This window comes from Parasphingorhabdus sp. (genome assembly GCF_036568145.1).
In the GTDB taxonomy this organism is placed as follows: Bacteria; Pseudomonadota; Alphaproteobacteria; order Sphingomonadales; family Sphingomonadaceae; genus Parasphingorhabdus.
This window is the reverse complement of record NZ_DATCTC010000007.1, coordinates 16545-33628: the sequence shown is the minus strand read 5'-3', so window position 1 is coordinate 33628 and position 17084 is coordinate 16545. Positions and strand designations below refer to the sequence as shown.

At 54.2% G+C, this 17084-nt stretch carries 13 protein-coding genes and 1 pseudogene; 4 read left to right on the top strand and 10 right to left on the bottom strand.

From position 1 onward, the window contains the following. Together VIN76_RS01865 and VIN76_RS01860 are read right to left on the bottom strand one after the other, a co-directional pair. A pseudogene (locus VIN76_RS01865) lies at positions 1–722 on the bottom strand (preprotein translocase subunit SecA); the annotation flags it as partial. Between the two features lie 124 nt (positions 723–846). Continuing rightward, a complete protein-coding gene (locus VIN76_RS01860; RefSeq protein WP_332040117.1) occupies positions 847–1131 on the bottom strand; it encodes a hypothetical protein in 285 nt (94 codons plus the stop codon). A gap of 59 nt (positions 1132–1190) precedes the next feature. On the opposite strand from VIN76_RS01860, the gene argJ reads away from it, so the two are divergent. Further along, on the top strand, positions 1191–2420 hold the full coding sequence (argJ, locus tag VIN76_RS01855; protein WP_332040116.1) for a bifunctional glutamate N-acetyltransferase/amino-acid acetyltransferase ArgJ: 1230 nt from the start codon (positions 1191–1193) through the stop codon (positions 2418–2420). Between the two features lie 65 nt (positions 2421–2485). Then, entirely contained in the window at positions 2486–3286 is an 801-nt protein-coding gene (locus tag VIN76_RS01850) for an inositol monophosphatase family protein (RefSeq protein ID WP_332040115.1), read from the top strand. On the opposite strand, the gene trxA is transcribed toward VIN76_RS01850, so the two are convergent. From trxA to VIN76_RS01815, 7 genes are all read right to left on the bottom strand, one after another. Further along, positions 3283–3609: a thioredoxin TrxA gene (gene trxA / locus VIN76_RS01845; protein ID WP_332040114.1), complete on the bottom strand. Its 327-nt coding sequence runs from the start codon at positions 3607–3609 to the stop codon at positions 3283–3285. The genes VIN76_RS01850 and trxA overlap by 4 nt on opposite strands. A 78-nt stretch (positions 3610–3687) precedes the next feature. Further along, positions 3688–7161, bottom strand: a complete 3474-nt coding sequence (addA, locus tag VIN76_RS01840) for a double-strand break repair helicase AddA (RefSeq protein ID WP_332040113.1) — start codon at positions 7159–7161, stop codon at positions 3688–3690. Then, positions 7154–10156, bottom strand: a complete 3003-nt coding sequence (gene addB / locus VIN76_RS01835) for a double-strand break repair protein AddB (RefSeq protein WP_332040112.1) — start codon at positions 10154–10156, stop codon at positions 7154–7156. Before addB ends, addA begins: the two co-directional genes overlap by 8 nt. Positions 10157–10162: 6 nt before the next feature. Then, on the bottom strand, positions 10163–10879 hold the full coding sequence (locus VIN76_RS01830; RefSeq protein WP_332040111.1) for a nucleotidyltransferase family protein: 717 nt from the start codon (positions 10877–10879) through the stop codon (positions 10163–10165). Next, positions 10876–11856, bottom strand: a complete 981-nt coding sequence (locus tag VIN76_RS01825; protein WP_332040118.1) for an aminoglycoside phosphotransferase family protein — start codon at positions 11854–11856, stop codon at positions 10876–10878. The genes VIN76_RS01830 and VIN76_RS01825 overlap by 4 nt, the downstream gene beginning before the upstream one ends. Beyond that, the gene (tsaE, locus tag VIN76_RS01820; protein ID WP_332040110.1) at positions 11853–12308 is read right to left on the bottom strand and encodes a tRNA (adenosine(37)-N6)-threonylcarbamoyltransferase complex ATPase subunit type 1 TsaE; all 456 of its coding nucleotides are present in this window, start codon (positions 12306–12308) and stop codon (positions 11853–11855) included. The genes VIN76_RS01825 and tsaE overlap by 4 nt, the downstream gene beginning before the upstream one ends. Positions 12309–12319: 11 nt before the next feature. Then, positions 12320–14668: a sensor histidine kinase gene (locus VIN76_RS01815; protein ID WP_332040109.1), complete on the bottom strand. Its 2349-nt coding sequence runs from the start codon at positions 14666–14668 to the stop codon at positions 12320–12322. Positions 14669–14783: 115 nt separating this feature from the next. Between VIN76_RS01815 and moaB the strand changes: the two genes are divergently transcribed. Beyond that, complete coding sequence (moaB, locus tag VIN76_RS01810; protein WP_332040108.1) at positions 14784–15311, top strand: molybdenum cofactor biosynthesis protein B; 528 nt, start codon at positions 14784–14786, stop codon at positions 15309–15311. A 59-nt stretch (positions 15312–15370) separates the two neighbouring features. Here moaB and VIN76_RS01805 read toward each other — a convergent pair whose 3' ends face one another. Further along, on the bottom strand, positions 15371–15844 hold the full coding sequence (locus tag VIN76_RS01805) for a GNAT family N-acetyltransferase (RefSeq protein WP_332040107.1): 474 nt from the start codon (positions 15842–15844) through the stop codon (positions 15371–15373). 125 nt (positions 15845–15969) lie between these two features. On the opposite strand from VIN76_RS01805, the gene VIN76_RS01800 reads away from it, so the two are divergent. Then, complete coding sequence (locus tag VIN76_RS01800) at positions 15970–17067, top strand: PA0069 family radical SAM protein (protein WP_332040106.1); 1098 nt, start codon at positions 15970–15972, stop codon at positions 17065–17067. The last annotated feature ends 17 nt before the right edge of the window (positions 17068–17084 follow it).

Here is a 17084-nt window from a genome sequence, read left to right as displayed (position 1 = left end):
TCATTTACCGATATATAAAGATCGGATTTATCGTCCGTGGGTCCTGAAATAATCAGCGGCGTACGTGCTTCGTCAATCAGGATCGAATCCACCTCATCGACAATCGCAAAGTTGAATGGCCGTTGGACCATCTGGCTGCGGTCATGTTTCATATTGTCGCGGAGATAGTCAAAGCCAAACTCGTTGTTCGTGCCATAGGTAATGTCCGCAGCATAGGCTGCACGCCGCTGATCTTCATCAATATTAGGGATGATGCTTCCGACACTCATGCCAAGGAAATTATATACCTGACTCATCCATTCGCCGTCGCGGCGGGCCAGATAGTCGTTCACGGTCACAACATGAACGCCCTTGCCTTCGATGGCATTAAGGTAACAGGCTAGCGTCGCGACCAAGGTTTTACCTTCACCAGTACGCATTTCAGAAATTTCACCGCGGTGCAGTACGATACCACCAACCAACTGCACATCATAATGGCGCTGGCCTAGGGTTCGTTTTGCGGCCTCTCTCACTACTGCAAATGCTTCCGGTAAAATATCGTCCAACGTTTCCCCATTGGCCAACCGGTCACGGAAATGAGGTGTTTTCGTAGCTAGTTCGTCATCGCTCAACGCTTCCATTGCCGGCTCAAAAGCATTGATCTGATCAACCACTTTCATGATTGATTTTACGTAACGGTCATTAGCTGATCCGAAGAAAGATTTGGTAAGGCGGCCGAGCATATTGAATTCCGATATTTGAATATATTTTATGATGATTGGATGATGGGCATGTCAAAAGCCCGCTTCCATGTGCATTTAATCAGGCTTGGGGACAAATCAATCTCATGACCGCCCGGAAGGCAGGCTAAGGAGCGCCTTCTTCGTGCTCAAGCCTGTCGCCGATTGTCTCTGATACCGGCAAAACGGGCCAGACCGGCTTAGCAAGATCTACACCGGCTATCCGTGTGGGAGCGGGCGCAGATGTCTGCATCAATGCGCGCTCGGCACCATCCCAATCCAATGATGCCGTTGCTTCAGTCAGGGAAACATCCTGATTCTCAGCCGTTTCAGTAGCCACAGCAGCGGCTGGCGTATGAACACCAACTGCATTGAAAAGCAGCAACATAAAACTTGCAATATAGACGTTCATCAATAAGGCCCTGTCAGGTTGCACGCTTTTTAGCAAACCAATAGATAAAGGCAAGTTAAGTGTCAGAAACTATATCCCCTCTTGCACCAACGCATATTCCAGATCTTCCGGCTATTTCCGGAGTAACGTGTCGCACTACCCGCGCACAATATAAGCAATGGGATCGTTGTGATCTCACCTATGTCGAACTGGCACACGGAACGTCGGTGGCCGGCGTTCTGACCCAGAGTAAATGCCCTTCGCCTGAAGTCGAATGGTGCAGGAATGCTTTATCGAAAGGCACGGCCCGCGCTCTTGTCGTCAATGCTGGTAATTCCAACGCTTTTACAGGAAGTAAGGGCAAAGAGACGGTGCAGCTCATTCTGTCACTAGTCAGCGGGCATCTGGACTGTTCAGAGCAGGAAATATTCGTATCCTCAACTGGCGTGATCGGTGTTCCACTGCCCAAAGACAAAGCGGAAAGCGGACTGAAATCAGTATTTGGTGCAGAGCCTTGTAGCTGGAAAGAAGCCGCTGCTACTATAATGACCACTGATACCTTTCCCAAAATGGCGACCACCAGCGCGGTGATAGGCGGAAAAACCGTTCATCTGAATGGTATTATCAAAGGATCCGGTATGATTGCCCCCGATATGGCAACCATGCTTGGTTATATTTTTACCGATGCAGCTGTTGATGCCGGTTTCTTGCAAGAAATGTTGAGCGCTGCGACGGCCACAAGTTTCAACTGCATCACTGTCGATAGCGATACTTCTACGAGCGACACTGTTTTGGCCTTTGCCACAGGGCAGAATGACGCCCCTGTATTACATTCGTTCGATGATCCCGGCGCAGATGCTTTCCAAGCGGCGCTAAGCGACCTGTGTATGCAATTGGCGCAGCTTGTTGTTCGTGATGGCGAAGGGGCCACCAAGTTTATTGAGGTTGCGGTAAACGGGGCTACATCCGATGACAGTGCCAAGCGGATTGCCTTGTCCATTGCCAATTCTCCGCTGGTCAAAACTGCGATTGCAGGAGAGGACGCCAATTGGGGCCGTGTCGTCATGGCGGTCGGCAAAGCCGGGGAACCGGCGGATCGTGATAAGCTATCCATAGGATTTGGCGGCGTCACCGTGGCGAGAGACGGGCTGGTCGTTCCCGATTATGATGAAGCGCCGGTCGCGGCACATCTGAAGGGTAGCGAGATTGACATCAACGTTGATATCGGCCTCGGTAGCGGGAAAGCGACTGTGTGGACCTGTGATTTGACCCATGGGTATATTACGATAAACGCCGATTATAGAAGCTAAGGCGGCGGTATATTGCCACAACCAGATGGAACGAATGGCAGATGGAACGAATGGAGACACTTTAGGTGATTTACGGATCTGTCCAGAGCATCATTCGGCAAGTCGCCCGGGACATCGTGTTGCCTCATTATCAGAACCTTCAACTATCTGATATTAAAGAGAAATATCCCGGTGACGTGGTGACAGTCGCTGACAGACTCAGCGAAGAGAGGCTTGGTCATGAGCTGGCCGCCCTTATTCCCGGCGCCGCGATTGTTGGTGAGGAGGCCAGTGAGCACGACCCCTCTGTCATGGACCATCTCACCGCTGATCAGGCGTGGATCATTGATCCCATAGACGGCACCGGAAATTTTGCCGCGGGCAAGCCGCCATTCGGGATCATTGTGGCCCTGTCGGAAGCAAACGAGACTGTTGCAGCGTGGTTATACGACCCTTTAAAGGATCGCATGTGCTATGCTGCAAAAGGGCAAGGAGCGTTTATCAACGACAAAAAGGTAAGCGTATCAGAAGCGCCTCCATTCAAACCCATTGCCGCGCTGGCCACGAGTTATATGACCCCGCATAACCGAGAAAAGCTCTTAAAAGCAGCCGACGGGCATTATCAGATTGTCGATATTCCGCGCTGTGCAGCCGAACAATATCCTCGGCTCGCGCTGGGCATAAACCATATCTCGACATTCGAACGGACGTTGCCGTGGGATCATGCAGCGGGCATCCTGTTCCTCAATGAAGCCGGCGGCAAGGCGGCACGCTGGAACGGAGATGCTTACCGGCCTGCAGACCGCAAGACCGGATTGCTCGGCGCCTCATCACCAGAATTATGGGATGAAGCCGCCGAGCGATTGGGACATGTGTTCAGCGATTAAGCCGGTAAGCTGCTTTCCAGCCAGGATTTGAGCTGGCTCTTTGGCGCTGCACCCACTTTTGTTTCCACCGGCTCGCCGTTGTGGAACAGGATCATCGTGGGAATTCCGCGCACGCCATATTTACCGGGCGCATTAGGACTATCGTCAATGTTGAGTTTCGCGATGGTGACTTTTTCGCCCAATTCGTCGCTGATTTCTTCCAGCGCAGGGCCAATCATCTTACAAGGACCGCACCATTCCGCCCAGAAATCGACAAGCACAGGGCCGTCGGCTTTCAAAACATCTTGTTCAAAACTCTCATCGGTAATTGCTTTTGTAGCCATAGCTGGCCTCCTTTACTGGTTCACACTCTATTTAGGCACACACACATCATTGCTCAAGCACTTGCCGCAAAAGCTTTTTCATAGGCGCTCAAAGCCTGGATTGTTGCCAATATTGCTGATGGCAGGCTTGTGCCTCTCAACAAGTCCGGCAGAAAGCTCCAGCAGACGCGGTCCATGCGTATAGAGTAACGCCGCTTTTATCGCCCGGCCCGGAAAGATTTTTTCAAGTGCGGCGACATAAGCGGCCATCTGGCGGAGATAGGCTACCGGCGCTTCGTCGGCACTTTGCGGAACCAGACGGCCCGTCTTGAAATCGACCACCGTGATCAGGTCGTCAGTGACCAACAAACGGTCCACTGTTCCTGAAATTACATGCTGATCGACAACCGCCGCTATAGGGGCTTCGGCAAAACTTTCCGGAGAGAATAAATCCGCCCATTGCGGATTATCCAACACCGATACGACTGTGGCGACCAACTCTTGACGGTCCTCTGCATCCCTCACCCGCCTTTGCGTCTCAAGCCACCGGTCCGCAACATCTGCCCGCTTCTCGCGCGCAATATCGGGCAGGCGTTCAAACAGGTTGTGGAGCAGCTTTCCTCGTTCTGCTGCGGCGCGCATAGTCTGTGCAGGCGGCGGATTGCTGACAGTGTCGGGGCCGAGGTCAGAAGGCGTCAATGGCCGCGGTGGCCGCGCTTCCTTGGGAGCAGGCGCAAATATCCACTCGGGAAGCGAGGCAGGCACTTTAGCGCTTATCTCCTGCTTCTTTGCGGAATCAGCCTCTGGCGCGCCGCCGATATTCATCCCGCCATAAGTGCGCTGACTAAGCCACCGAAGCGAATCTGTTTTTTCCGCTCCCAGTGCGGTCAAACCTTGCTCGACGGCATAATACCAGCTTTGCTGCGGCACTTCGCCTTTAGTCTTTGGCCCCAGTTTGCCGGCAACCACCAGATGCTCTTCGGCGCGGGTCATCGCGACGTAAAGCAGCCGCCAATGTTCCTGCCGCTCCCGTGCATCCGATCTGGTTGCATAGGCGTCCAGTAGTCCGGTGCGCTCCGGTTTCCGGATCGGCACAACAGGATATTCAGGGCTGTTTCCGGGCTGTCTGGGGTCGGAAAGATCAAACCCGCGCCCCTTCTTCTCGTCCGGATTAAACGTCGCGTTGGCGAGGATGACCAGCGGTGCCTGTAAACCCTTTGCACCATGGACAGTCATCAAACGCACTTCGTTGCCGCCCTCCAACTGGTCGCGCTTAATCTCTACATCGCCGCGGTCAAACCAGTCGAGAAAGCCCTGTAAGGTCGGGATATGGTCCTGTTCAAAAGCAAGCGCGGTGTTGAGCAGCTCTTCCAACGGGTCAAGCGCAGCATGGCTAAGCCGCGCTGTAAGCTTCTTGCGTCCCTGCATCGGCCCGGAGACAATGGTTTCCAGAAACTGATATGGCGTGTTGAAATCTGCCATATTGAGCAATGCTCTCAGCGGTTCGATATGTTCTGCAAGCGCATCTTGCGTGCGAAGAAACTCCCACAGGCTCTGATGCTTATGCGCGTCTCCGCGATAACCACGAGCGAGTAAATCCTCTTGCGACCAGCCCAGAAGCGGGGACACCAGAAGCGATGCCAGATTGAGATCATCATGGGGCTGTAAAACAAACCGGACAGCGGCCAGCATATCCTGCACCACCAATGGCTGGTTCAAACGGATCCGGTCGATCCCCGCGACCGGCACATTTTCAGCATAGAGACGCGCGACGATAAGGGCGCTGAGTTCATCCCGCTTGCTGACAAGGATCATCACATCCTTCGGCTCTAGCGGCCTGCCCTTATGTTCCAGCCATAAAGCCGTTTCGGGGGTCAGCCATTCCTTGATCTGAAGCGCAAGTCGCTGTGCGAAAACCCTTTCCTCATCACTTAACCAGCTTTCCTGGTCATCCGGATTGCTGACCGCGCCATGGGCAACAGGCTGCCATAATGTAACGCTGCCCCCCTTGCCTGCGAAGTGGCTTTGATGAGGTGGGATAGGGTCTTCTAGGCCCAGCCCTTGTTCGCCTATTATGCCAAGAACTTCGTCTACAACTTCCAATACTGGCGGCGTGGAACGGAAACTGCGGTCCAGTGACAAATCGCTAAAATCGCGCTCGGATGCTTTTGCCTGACCGAAAAAATCATTCCGCGCTGTGACATAATTATGCGGGCTGGTTCCCTGAAACCCGAAAATAGCCTGTTTGAAATCCCCGACAGTGAACAGCGTTCGCACTTTGTCGGCACTGCGCCCCAGTCCGGCAAAAAACTCGCTGGCCAGCGCTTCGACAATTTCCCACTGGGCCAGATTGGTATCCTGCGCTTCATCCACAAGAATATGGTCCGTTTGCTGGTCCAGCTTATAGCGTATCCATTCCGCCATATTGCTCTGGTTCAGCAGCTTCGCGGTCATCCGGATCATGTCATCGAAATCAACCACGCCTTGCAGCTTTTTCGCCTCCGCATAGCGGTAGGAGAAAGCACGGCCCGCATTTAATGCCCCGGCAAAAAGGTCGGCATATTCAAACAGCGTAACCCGTGCCAATAATTCGCAGCAATGCTCATACATCGCCATGCTGAGCGCGGCATAATGTGGTGCAACTTTATCCAGACCTTTTGGCACCGAACGCGGGTCGCCATCGACCTTGGCCCATATCTTGTGAAGGTCGGCCAATGTTTCTGCCCTTTGGGACATATCGGCGGCGATCCATGCTTGAATCTGGCTCATATAACCTTCGGCTGTCTTGGTATTCCAACCGGCCAGTGCTTCTGCCATTTCGCCAAGCGAGGCTATATCAAATGTATCATCACTGCATTGCTCGGCCACCCAGCTTTGGGCATCGCCATCTATCGGCAGATTCAGCAATCCCCGAACAAAAGGGAGAATCCCGCTGGGCAGACTTTCCATTGCATCCGGCTTGGACGCACAGGTCATCAGATATTTTTCGGCCTCATCCTCACCCATGCGGACGCTAAGCGCCTGGATAGCCTGAATTATCTCCGTCCTTCCGGCAGCCTCTTCATCCAGCAGCAAATCGCCCAGGGTCTGACGCGCCAATATTTTCTGGTCACGTTCTTCAATCGGCTTGAATAGTGCAGGAATTTCCGCTTCTTCGGGGAAGCTCGCCAATAGCGCCTGGCAAAAACTGTGGATCGTCATGATCCGCAAACCGCCCCCGCGCGCGTCAAGAACATGGGCGAATAAAGTCCGCGCATATTCCCGCGTTTCCGGGCCGGTAGGCGCACCGATTGATTCCAGATCAGTGAAAAGCTTTGTATCATCGATCCGCACCCAGCTGGCCAGTTGCCGGTGAATGCGCTCTGCCATTTCCGCCGCACCCGCCTTGGTAAAGGTCAGGCATAATATATGTTCAGGGCTAACATCCTTACGCAGCAACAAGCGGAAAACCCGCGCGGTCAGAACCTGAGTTTTGCCAGTCCCCGCAGATGCGCTCAGCCAGACGTTATCATCCGGCTCCACTGCGTCCCTTTGTTTTCCAGCAAGCGGATGAAGGGTTGTTTCCTTATTCATGGTCGCCCTCTCCCGTAGATGGATCCGGGGCGCGGCCATACCATTCTTCCAGTCGCATCAGCTGGTCATAATCACCATAAGGCGCATATTCAGGATGGAGCTTTGCGGTCATGGGTTCATCGCCCAGGATATAGTTGTTTATGGCCGTGGTAAATTTCTCCACGGCGTGATCGACCATCTGGTCGGCCTCGATCCTTTGACTGCTGCGGGGATTTGTCGGGCTATCGATATAACCGAAATTGTCATCGCCGCCTTTCTTTGCCAGCGACCAATATTCAAAGCCGCTCGCCTTGCCTGACAGACCGCCAAAATCGCCCTTTTCCGCAATAGCGCCGAGCAATCCGAGTTGCAGGGCAAAGCCTTCCTTAACTTGTTTATTGGACGGTGGTTTGCCTGTTTTATAATCGACAATGCCAATGCCTCCGTCAGGCATCCGGTCAATCCGGTCTGCTCTACCGGACAGTTCGACACCGGCTATATTCGCGGCTCCCCTCTGTTCCGATATTATGGGCGTGCGCCCCTCTTCCCGTTGCCGCGCCACGGTTTCCGCGATCCAGATCAAGCCCTCCATCAAGCGCGGAGCCCACAGCGTCCGCATCAAGGGATGGGATGATCGTTCGTTCAAAAATGCTTCGGCGCGGCGCTTGAGAGCATCGGGATCATAGTCATCCTCTTTTGCCCATTTATCCAATATGTCGTGGATAATCGAGCCGCGCCACGCTGCGCTTGGTTCATCGTCGATCATGTCGAGCGATTTGAACCCCATGATTTTGCCAGCATAAAACGCAAAGGGGTCCGCGATCAGGCGGTCAACATCCGTCACAGACAGCTTCACCATGCGCTGCTCGGCGCTCGGCTCTGGCGCAGGTTGCTCGATCCGGATGAGCTTATCGGGACGGTCAATACGCTGCGCCCAATCCGCGGCAAATGCATGCTCTTTCAGATTGTCTCCGCACATTGCTTTCAGGCGAAGCAAAAAGCGGGAAGCGATTGCAGGGCCTGACCCATCACGCTTCGCCCTGGTCAGAACGACATTTTGGGCACCCATTGCACCGACCAGGTCATGTGCCGACAGGCCAATTTGCCGTTCCTGCGCCGGTAATCCCATTGATTTGCGCACCATCGGCGCCAGCCAGGGATCAGGCGTAATGGCTTGCGGCCAGCTACCTTCGTTCAGCCCGCAACAGATGACAAGATCCGCCTGTTGAAGCCGTGCTTCCAACAACCCATAAAGCGCAATGCGCGGATGCCCGCCATAGGGAGGGCGCACGGGAATAGCGGCCAGAAATGTCTCGAAATAGCTGGCAATCTCGCGCGGCAGGATTTTAATCGGCCCCAAAGCCGCACGCTCTTCCATATCGGACAGAAAGTCGGCCAGTTGCCGCCCTGCGGGGCCAGCCCAGACTTGGCCGCCTGTCAGCATATCTGCAAGCTCGCGGATCTCGGCAAGTATCTGCGCCCAGTTCATCGCTCCGCCCAGTGCCTTTTCCGCTGGCGCAAAAATGGCCCGAACATCCTGCCACCATGGAAATACTTCATCCCGCAGCTTCTTGGTTCTATAGTCCTCGCTACCAAAAAGACTGTCGATGCCCGATAATCCCGGAGCCTGACGGGGGCCACGCATCAGCAGATCCAGCTTTCGAACCTTCGTCAACCAATCCCGCCGCTCATCCCCTGCCCGGACCAGCGGGTGTTTCAACAGTGCCAAAAATTCCGCCGGAGGAAAGCCATCGGTCACTGCTGATAACAGCGACAGAAAGAATATTCCTTGCGGCTTTTTCGATAGAGGTTGCCCCGCACTGTCATCCGCTGAGATCATCCAACGTTCAAGATGCACCGCAATCCGCCCCGCCAATCCCCGGTCCGGTGTGATTATGGCAACGCGGCGTTCGGCCGTTTCCAAAGCCTCCCGCGCCAACAACGCCACAATCTGTGCTTCTTCGGCGCTATTACGCGCCTCTACCAGCTGCACACCGGCCAGGCTGCGGTCCTTACCATCAAGCGACTGCCAGCGGGATGTCAGCTTGGGAATGGCAAAAGCATGGCTGAGCGCCCGGCTACGCTTTGCTGCGGCGCCGCTGGTTCCTGTTCTGGGCCAGCGCATGATTTCTGCCCGGGCGATCGACATCCGCTCAAGCAACAGCTTCATATGATATTGTGGATGGGTTTCCTGTGCACGTTTAGTCTGGCCGCTGTCCGGGTCGGGTGCAAACGGTCCCAACATATCCCATTCTTCATCGTCCATGACCATATCAAGATCAGGCAACACAACCATCCCGTCCGGCAGAAATGCAATAGCCCGTAAAAAGCGCGCAATCGCCGGTGCCGAAGTGGTGATACCCGCCGCGACAACAAAATGATCGGGCGGCGCAGCTTTCCACGTCATTACACTTTGGTTGAACAGCGCATTGCGCCGGGTGGCTTCATCGACGACGCCCATCTCGCCAAGTTTTTCCTGCCACTTTTCTGCAATGATGCGGAAAAAGGCGAGCGAATCCTGCCAATGGCTTGAAAGATCCGGCTCCACATCAATCTCGAAAAGTTCCTTAAGCGCAATTTCCTCGACAGTAAGTTGGTCGAGAGTCCGCGCAAATTCGCGGGCCAGTCGCAAGGCTTCTTTCGACAATAACGCTCGCCCCCTGGCCGCGCTTTCGCTTTCAATGAGCCGCGCGATCATCAGCAAGCGGTCGAGCGGATCAATCGAAGGCGGAATATCGAGCGCCAGTTCACCCCGGTCAATCGCGACGCCAATCGATTCGTCCAGCTCCAGATCGCCGATCACAGCCATTTGCGACAAAAGTAATCCGTCTTCGCTCAACCTTACAAAAGCATCATGGACAGCCCGCCGCGCCCGGTTATTAGGTAGTATAACCAGACCCCTTGCCAGCCCCAGCGGGTCTTTTCCAAACCTGTCAATCAGCCCCTGTGCCAACGCATCGGCAAAGCCGCCATGCGCCGCGATATTATATATTGCGGGCTGATGCCGCTTGGTCATGCGGGTTTATTCACTAAGGAGTGCCTTTTCTGTGGGCTTGATGGATTCCGGTGATCCCACTTCAAACCAGCTACCGTCATGAACCAGACCATATAGTCGCCCTTCTCCGATAGCGCGGTTCCAGAGGATATTGGTAGAAAATGGACCTTCGGGTGCATCACGCAGCAACCGTTTGGAGACAAGCTGGATTCCCGTGTAAATGAAAGGGGCCTGACGATCCGGCAAGCGGCGCGAAATCCGGCCCATATCATCAAGTATAAAGTCCCCGGCCCCCTTGTGGTTATGCGCCTTTGTCTGCGGGACCACCAGCAACAAGGCATCCATTTCGGCATCGTCCCATCTTTCCACCAGACGCTGTAAGCTGTTGGTCGGCCCATCGGTCCACAAATTATCGCTGTTGATCGTGAAAAATAAGTCTTCGTCAATAAGCGGAGCGGCCTGAACCATGCCGCCGCCCGTTTCCATCAACTGCGCCCGCTCGTCCGATATACGGATATCAAACGGATAGTTCACCGACTTGAGGTGAGCCTCCAGCGCATCAGGCAGGTAATGGGCGTTAACAACAACCTTCATCAACCCCGCTTCCCATAATTTGTCGAGGCAGTGATCTATCATTGCTTTACCCGCCACTTTGACAAGCGGCTTTGGCCGGGTCGCGGTTAGCGGACGCATCCGTTTACCAAGGCCTGCCGCCATGACCATTGCCGTTTCAACTTTACTCATACTGATGCCCCAATGATTGGCTTACTCCGGACATTGGCCGGGACGTTTTGTTCAAACCATTCTGCAATCGGCGCAAGATCAGGATGCGCCAAATCCTTTTCAAGCAGACGCCACATGCGCGGCATATAATCGAGATAGCGGGCTTTGTGATCGCGGACATATAGCCGCGTAAATATGCCGATAATCTTGGTGTTGCGCTGCGCGCCCAAAATCGCATAATGGCTACGAAACTGCTCGGCTTCTTCGAAGGACCGTCCATCAAGATAATAATGCAGCATCTCCTCTTCCAGATCATCGGAAACATCCCGGCGCGCATCCTGTAACATCGACACCAGATCATAGGCTGCATGTCCGGCAAGCGCGTCCTGAAAATCGAGCAGACCCAAGCGGTCATCCTCCAGCAGCATGATATTCTCGGCATGATAATCACGCAGGACTGTCACTGGTGTTGATTGAGCGGCAATGACCGGTTGTAAAATCTTTTGCCAGAGATTCTCAAAAGCATACGCATCGACCTCCAGTGACTGCGCCGGGCTATACCATTCGGTAAACAGGTTCGTTTCCCGCTGATACTGCTCCATATCATAAGCCGGGATCTCGGCAGCGGGTTTCTGGTGCAGAGACTTTATCAGATCAATCGTCTGTCGATATATGGCGGTTTCATCTTCCGGATGGTGGTCAAGATGTTCGCGCATCCTGTGATCCCCGAAATCCTCCAGCAGGACCAGACCATGTTCCAGGTCTTCGGCAAAAATCTCTGGCGCGGCGAAGCCCTGCGCCTTCAGATGGCGGGCGATCTTGATGAAAGGACGCGGATCTTCATGCGGCGGCGGTGCATCCATTAAAATCGCTTTGCGGTTCCCGGAAACGACCCGGAAATAGCGGCGAAACGACGCATCCCCCGCAACGGGGTAAATCTCCGCGTCATTCCAACCTTGATTATTCAAAAAATCCTGCGCCGATACAGGCGGTGTCATATTATTGGCCATCTATCTTTCCAAGCGGGGCCAGCCACCCAAGTCAACTGGCGCGTGTTATCATTTTCTATTTCAAGCGTAATCTGTAGTGCATCACGCCAGAAAGCTTCCGGCATCCGGTCAGGCCATTCTGCAATAATCGCACCATCCATCAATATGTCATCAAGCCCCAATTCCTGAATCTCATCGGGTTCCTCAATGCGATAGAAATCGACATGCGCGACCGGAAGTCGGACTTCCGGGGGTTCATATTGCTGGACAATCGCAAAGGTCGGGCTAGGCACATCATCGGCAAAGCCCAAACCGCGCAATATACCGCGCGTCAACGTGGTTTTCCCGGCCCCCAGCGTCCCGGTTAAAGCGATTTTATCACCAGGCTGCAAAGCAGCGGCCAGCCGTTTCCCCAATGCCATGGTCGCTGCTTCATCGCTTAATTTCATGGATGCTGTCACCTGTTCACCTCTTATTGACGCGGCAGATGAATAGTGACCAGCGTCCCCTGCCCCGGCTCGGACGTTAAGGTCAGCTCACCGCCATGGGCCAGCAATAGCTGACGGGCAAGGGGAAGGCCCAGACCGCCAGCATTTTTTCCGGATTTGTCGCGGGACCGGGCGAAACTGTCAAAAGCCTTTGATTGTTGCCCTGCCCCCATCCCCGGCCCGTTATCGGAAATATGGATAACAGCCTGTCGCACATTACCGCTGGCATTAATCAAAATCCGTCCGCCATTACCGGTATAACGCACACTATTATCAATGACTTGACCAATGGCCTGTGACAGCCGCTTTTTATCCGCCAAGGCAGAACCCAGTGTTTCGTCAAGCTGTAATTCCAGATCAATTTCCTGCGCCCGGATTTCATCGGCAAATTGTCCGGCGACATCCTCTACCAGCTTGGTCAGATTGATCTTTTCCTTGGCTATAGGCAAAGCGCCCGCCTCGCTTTGGCTAAGGTCAAGCACGTTGTCGATCTGCATCCCCAGCCGCTTTACTGACTGCAAGATCGCGCGGGTATATTCATGCCCCTGTTCCGTCAACGGCCCCGCCACTTCATTGTCCAGCAATTCGGCAAATCCTCCGATGGAGGTCAGCGGAGTGCGGAATTCATAGCTCATATTGGACAGGAACGCCGCCTTGATTGAATCCGCCTCTACCAGTGCTTCATTCCGTTCACGCAGGGCATGTTCAATCCGGCTGCTGTCAGAAATGTCGAGCATAGTGAACAGCGCGTTACCATCGGGTAGCGGGATTGCGGCAAATTCAAAACGGCGACCGTCAACAAAGGAAATCTGCCCACTTTGCTGTACACGCTCTGATGTGGCAGTCCGAACCATAGCCCGCACTTCAGCTATCCGTGCAGGTTGCTTGAGTTTCAGCGACATTTTTTGCATCAGGGAATCAATACGCGGATGCTTGTCCAGCTCCGTTTCGTTCAGATCCCAAATTTTTGTGAACTGGTGGTTCCACAGATTAAGCCTTCCATCTGCGGAGAAGACTGCCACCGATTCAAACAGATTATCGAATGTTGCCGTCCGCACGCGCAGCAACGTGTCACGGGCACTGGCCAGTTGGACCTGCTCGGTTCGGTCTTCAATAATCATCAACAATCCGCCATCAGGCGTCGGATTGGCGATGACCCGCAAATGGGTGCCATCGGCCAGCAGCCAGTTTTCTTCCACGGAACCGGTTGATTTGAACCATTGCGTCCGCTCTTCCCGCCATTCGGGGAAATCGCGTACTTCGGGAATCCGGTTCATTTCCCGCATCCGGTCCAGCACCCTGGGAAATTCGGGATGCTCTGCAATCCATTGCTGACGCATGGAGAATATGCGCTGGAATGGCAGGTTGCAAAATTGCAAGGTCTTGTCGGCATCAAACTGCACAACCGCTGCCGAAATCTTGTCCAGCATGTCGCGCTGGGATTCATTGAAGCGACGCTGTTCCTTGCGAGAATCTATCAGGTCCTGAATATCTATGGCATAGCCGGCAATACCCGATTTGCCGAGCGGCACGTCAACCACCTGCGTTGTCCGGCGCTGCCCGCCGATGGTCGTGGCAACGACCCGCTCATAAGGCTCGCCTTTCTCTCTGGCGATCCTGGCCGCATCGGCAGGGCTGACGCCGTTGATTGTCTCGATTAGTTCAATGCCCTGATCGACAACCCCTGCCCCGTCACTGGCGTCCACGGCTTTGACATAGGCGCTATTCACCAATGTCAGTCTCAAATCCGGTGATCGATGCCACATGGGGACTGGCGCCGCCTCGATCAGCGCCGATAGCGCGTCAAAAGCCGCATGGGCCTGCTCACTTTCACTCCGCAGTTTTTCAATCTGCACCTCGCTATCCGTGGCGTCAAATACCCATAAAAGGGCGCTTCCGCTCGGTGCGATTTGCTGGTCGGCAAGCCCTCCGTGGATCATCAGGCATTTATCTGATCCGGTAACTTTTACAGTGCGCGAAAAGCCTTTTCCAGATTTTTGGGTGCGGTTGATATCCTGCGTCAGCTTTTCCAGATCTACTGCACTGAGCCCTGCATTCTGGTCATAAAGTTCGGAAATATGGGCGGGCAAATAATCAAAGCCCAGCCAGTGCATCAACCGCTGTGAAGCCTCCAGCGACCCGTCAGAACGCACCAGCAGTGGCAGCGCCGGAGAGGTTTCCATCAACCGCCCCAACCGGCCGGAATGGCGTAGCACCATCTTCGCCCGGCTTTTCATCGCCAGACTGGTCCACACCGCCCACGCGGAAGCGCCCAGCCAAGCGGCAAGGATCAGGCCCAATATAACAGCTGTTAAATCCGGAACGTTAGACATTGGTCATTGCAATTAGACGGTTAGGAGAGCGGCGGAAAGCCCCAATTCTTTGTGGTTTAGAAAAGACGGCGAATATGCTCTATAAAGCAGCCATAAATCATCGGAGTATTATTCCATGCCCATCGACGAAAGCCGGACGTTCAAACCGATTAACATCGCTCTTTTAACCGTGTCCGACACCCGCTCGTTAAAGGAAGACACATCGGGTGACATTCTTGCCGAGCGCATTACCGCCAAGGGGCATGATCTGGTTTACCGCGCCCTGATCCGCGATGACAAATCCGTAATCATCGCACAGCTTCACCAGTGGATTGATGATGAAAGCGTCGATGCCATCATTACTACCGGCGGAACCGGCCTGACCGGACGGGACATCACCCCCGAAGCGCTTGATGCTGTGAAGGATAAGGATATTCCCGGTTTCGGTGAGCTGTTCCGCTGGCTAAGTTATGACAAGATCGGCACATCCACCGTCCAGTCCCGCGCGTGCGCCGTGGTTTCACGCGGCACTTATATATTCGCTCTGCCGGGATCAAACGGCGCCGTCAAAGATGGCTGGGACGGCATATTGGACACCCAGCTAGACAGCCGTCACCGCCCGTGCAATTTTGTTGAACTGATGCCGCGGTTGCGGGAGGAGTAGGTGATTGTGGGCAACTCAGCCCCCTCATTTCGGCGGAGGCGGGAATCCAGCTAGAGCGGCTAACACCCGTCCCTGTGGAGGTCCAGGTGCAGAAATTGATTGAAGTCACTCCGCTCGTAATTGCCAAACGCTTCACCGTCTTTGAACCCTCGTTTCCGATAAAGGGCCAGCGCCGGATCAAAAGCCACTCCACTACCCGTTTCCAGAGACAGTCGGCGCGCGCCTTTTTCTCTCGCCGTGGCTATAATTGTTTCGAGGATCGCTGCCGCCGCCCCCAATCGCGTAAAATCAGGATGAGTGCGCATGGACTTCACCTCGGCCGTTCCGTCCTCAAGCATTTTCAATGCACCCACAGCAATGACACGTTCCGACAACCAAGCTGTCCAGACGGTCACTTCCGGCCTCTGCAACCCGGATAGGTCAAGCGCGAAGACACTACCTGGCGGTGAATTAGACTGCATCTCGGCAAGGTGTAGAGCCAAAAGCTCGCGGGTCTGCGAGCCCGACAAATCGTCTTTTCGGATATCAAACATATGCGAATCTCGTCCCCTAACCACAGCAGAAACTTATCATCCTTCAGGCAGCAGGCAGTCAATGATAAGGTCAAGGTTACCTAAAGATATTTGTTCTACCTTTGTTCTCATGCTATGCAAAGCAAATGGACCACGACTCACACCCACTATTGCCACCCCGAAAAGGACGAGGCGCGGTTAGTAATCGTGAAAGCAGCCGGTTCAACCTGCCAAGCCGTGAGACCGATGGCGACTGGCTGGACGAGCGCGAATCCCTTGGCGACGCTCCTTCAAAATTACGGACGCAGGTTACACTCGAGTCGCCTAAATCCATTTTGACCTTCAACAAATCTCCGGACCTTCCGTTTGACCGCTCGATAAACGCCTATCGCGGGTGTGAGCATGGCTGTATCTATTGCTTTGCGCGGCCGACCCATGCGTATCACGACCTGTCGCCCGGTCTAGACTTTGAAACAAAGCTGTTTGCGAAACCGAATGCTGCGCAATTGCTGCGCGAAACACTCGCAAAGCTGGGCTATCGCCCTGCGTCCATTGCGATTGGAACCAATACTGATCCCTATCAACCGATTGAAAAGCGTTACCAGATCACGCGGCAGATATTGGAAGTCATGTTGGAAACCCGGCACCCAATCGGCATTACTACAAAGTCCAACCGCGTCCTTGATGACGCAGATATTCTAGCGGATTTGGCGGAATTGAACCTCACGATGGTCGCAATCTCTGTCACCACACTGGACCCGAAACTGGCCCGCATATTGGAACCGCGCGCGCCTTCTCCTGCGAAAAGGCTGGAAGCAGTAGCGCAGTTGCATGCGCGCAATATTCCGGTTCATGTCAATATTGCGCCCTCGATACCAGCAATCACCGATCATGAGATTGAGGCGATCGTAGCCGCTGCTGCTCGTCACGGGGCGCAGAGCATTTCTGTTATCCCGGTCCGCCTGCCGCATGAAGTGGCACCCTTATTTGAACAATGGCTGGAAACCCATTTTCCAGACCGAAAGGACAAAGTCATGGGCATCATCGCCTCCCTTCGCGGCGGCAGGAAAAATGACCCGGATTTCTTTAGCCGGATGAGGGGGCAAGGCCCCTGGGCAGACTTACTCCACCGCCGCGTAGCCATTGCCGCTCGCAAAAACGGTCTTGGGAAGCCAAAATTTGTACTCAGAACAGATTTGTTCCGCCGACCGATAATCAAAGGCAGCCAAATGGAGCTATTCTAACCTGACCAGCTAATCCC

Coding starts and splice junctions, on each gene's coding strand:
- VIN76_RS01825 (WP_332040118.1), bottom strand. CDS start 11,856: ATGACACCGCCTGTATCGGCGCAGGATTTTTTGAATAATCAAGGTTGG.
- VIN76_RS01830 (WP_332040111.1), bottom strand. CDS start 10,879: ATGAGTAAAGTTGAAACGGCAATGGTCATGGCGGCAGGCCTTGGTAAA.
- VIN76_RS01815 (WP_332040109.1), bottom strand. CDS start 14,668: ATGTCTAACGTTCCGGATTTAACAGCTGTTATATTGGGCCTGATCCTT.
- addA (WP_332040113.1), bottom strand. CDS start 7,161: ATGAATAAGGAAACAACCCTTCATCCGCTTGCTGGAAAACAAAGGGAC.
- VIN76_RS01860 (WP_332040117.1), bottom strand. CDS start 1,131: ATGAACGTCTATATTGCAAGTTTTATGTTGCTGCTTTTCAATGCAGTT.
- addB (WP_332040112.1), bottom strand. CDS start 10,156: ATGACCAAGCGGCATCAGCCCGCAATATATAATATCGCGGCGCATGGC.
- trxA (WP_332040114.1), bottom strand. CDS start 3,609: ATGGCTACAAAAGCAATTACCGATGAGAGTTTTGAACAAGATGTTTTG.
- VIN76_RS01805 (WP_332040107.1), bottom strand. CDS start 15,844: ATGTTTGATATCCGAAAAGACGATTTGTCGGGCTCGCAGACCCGCGAG.
- moaB (WP_332040108.1), top strand. CDS start 14,784: ATGCCCATCGACGAAAGCCGGACGTTCAAACCGATTAACATCGCTCTT.
- VIN76_RS01800 (WP_332040106.1), top strand. CDS start 15,970: ATGGACCACGACTCACACCCACTATTGCCACCCCGAAAAGGACGAGGC.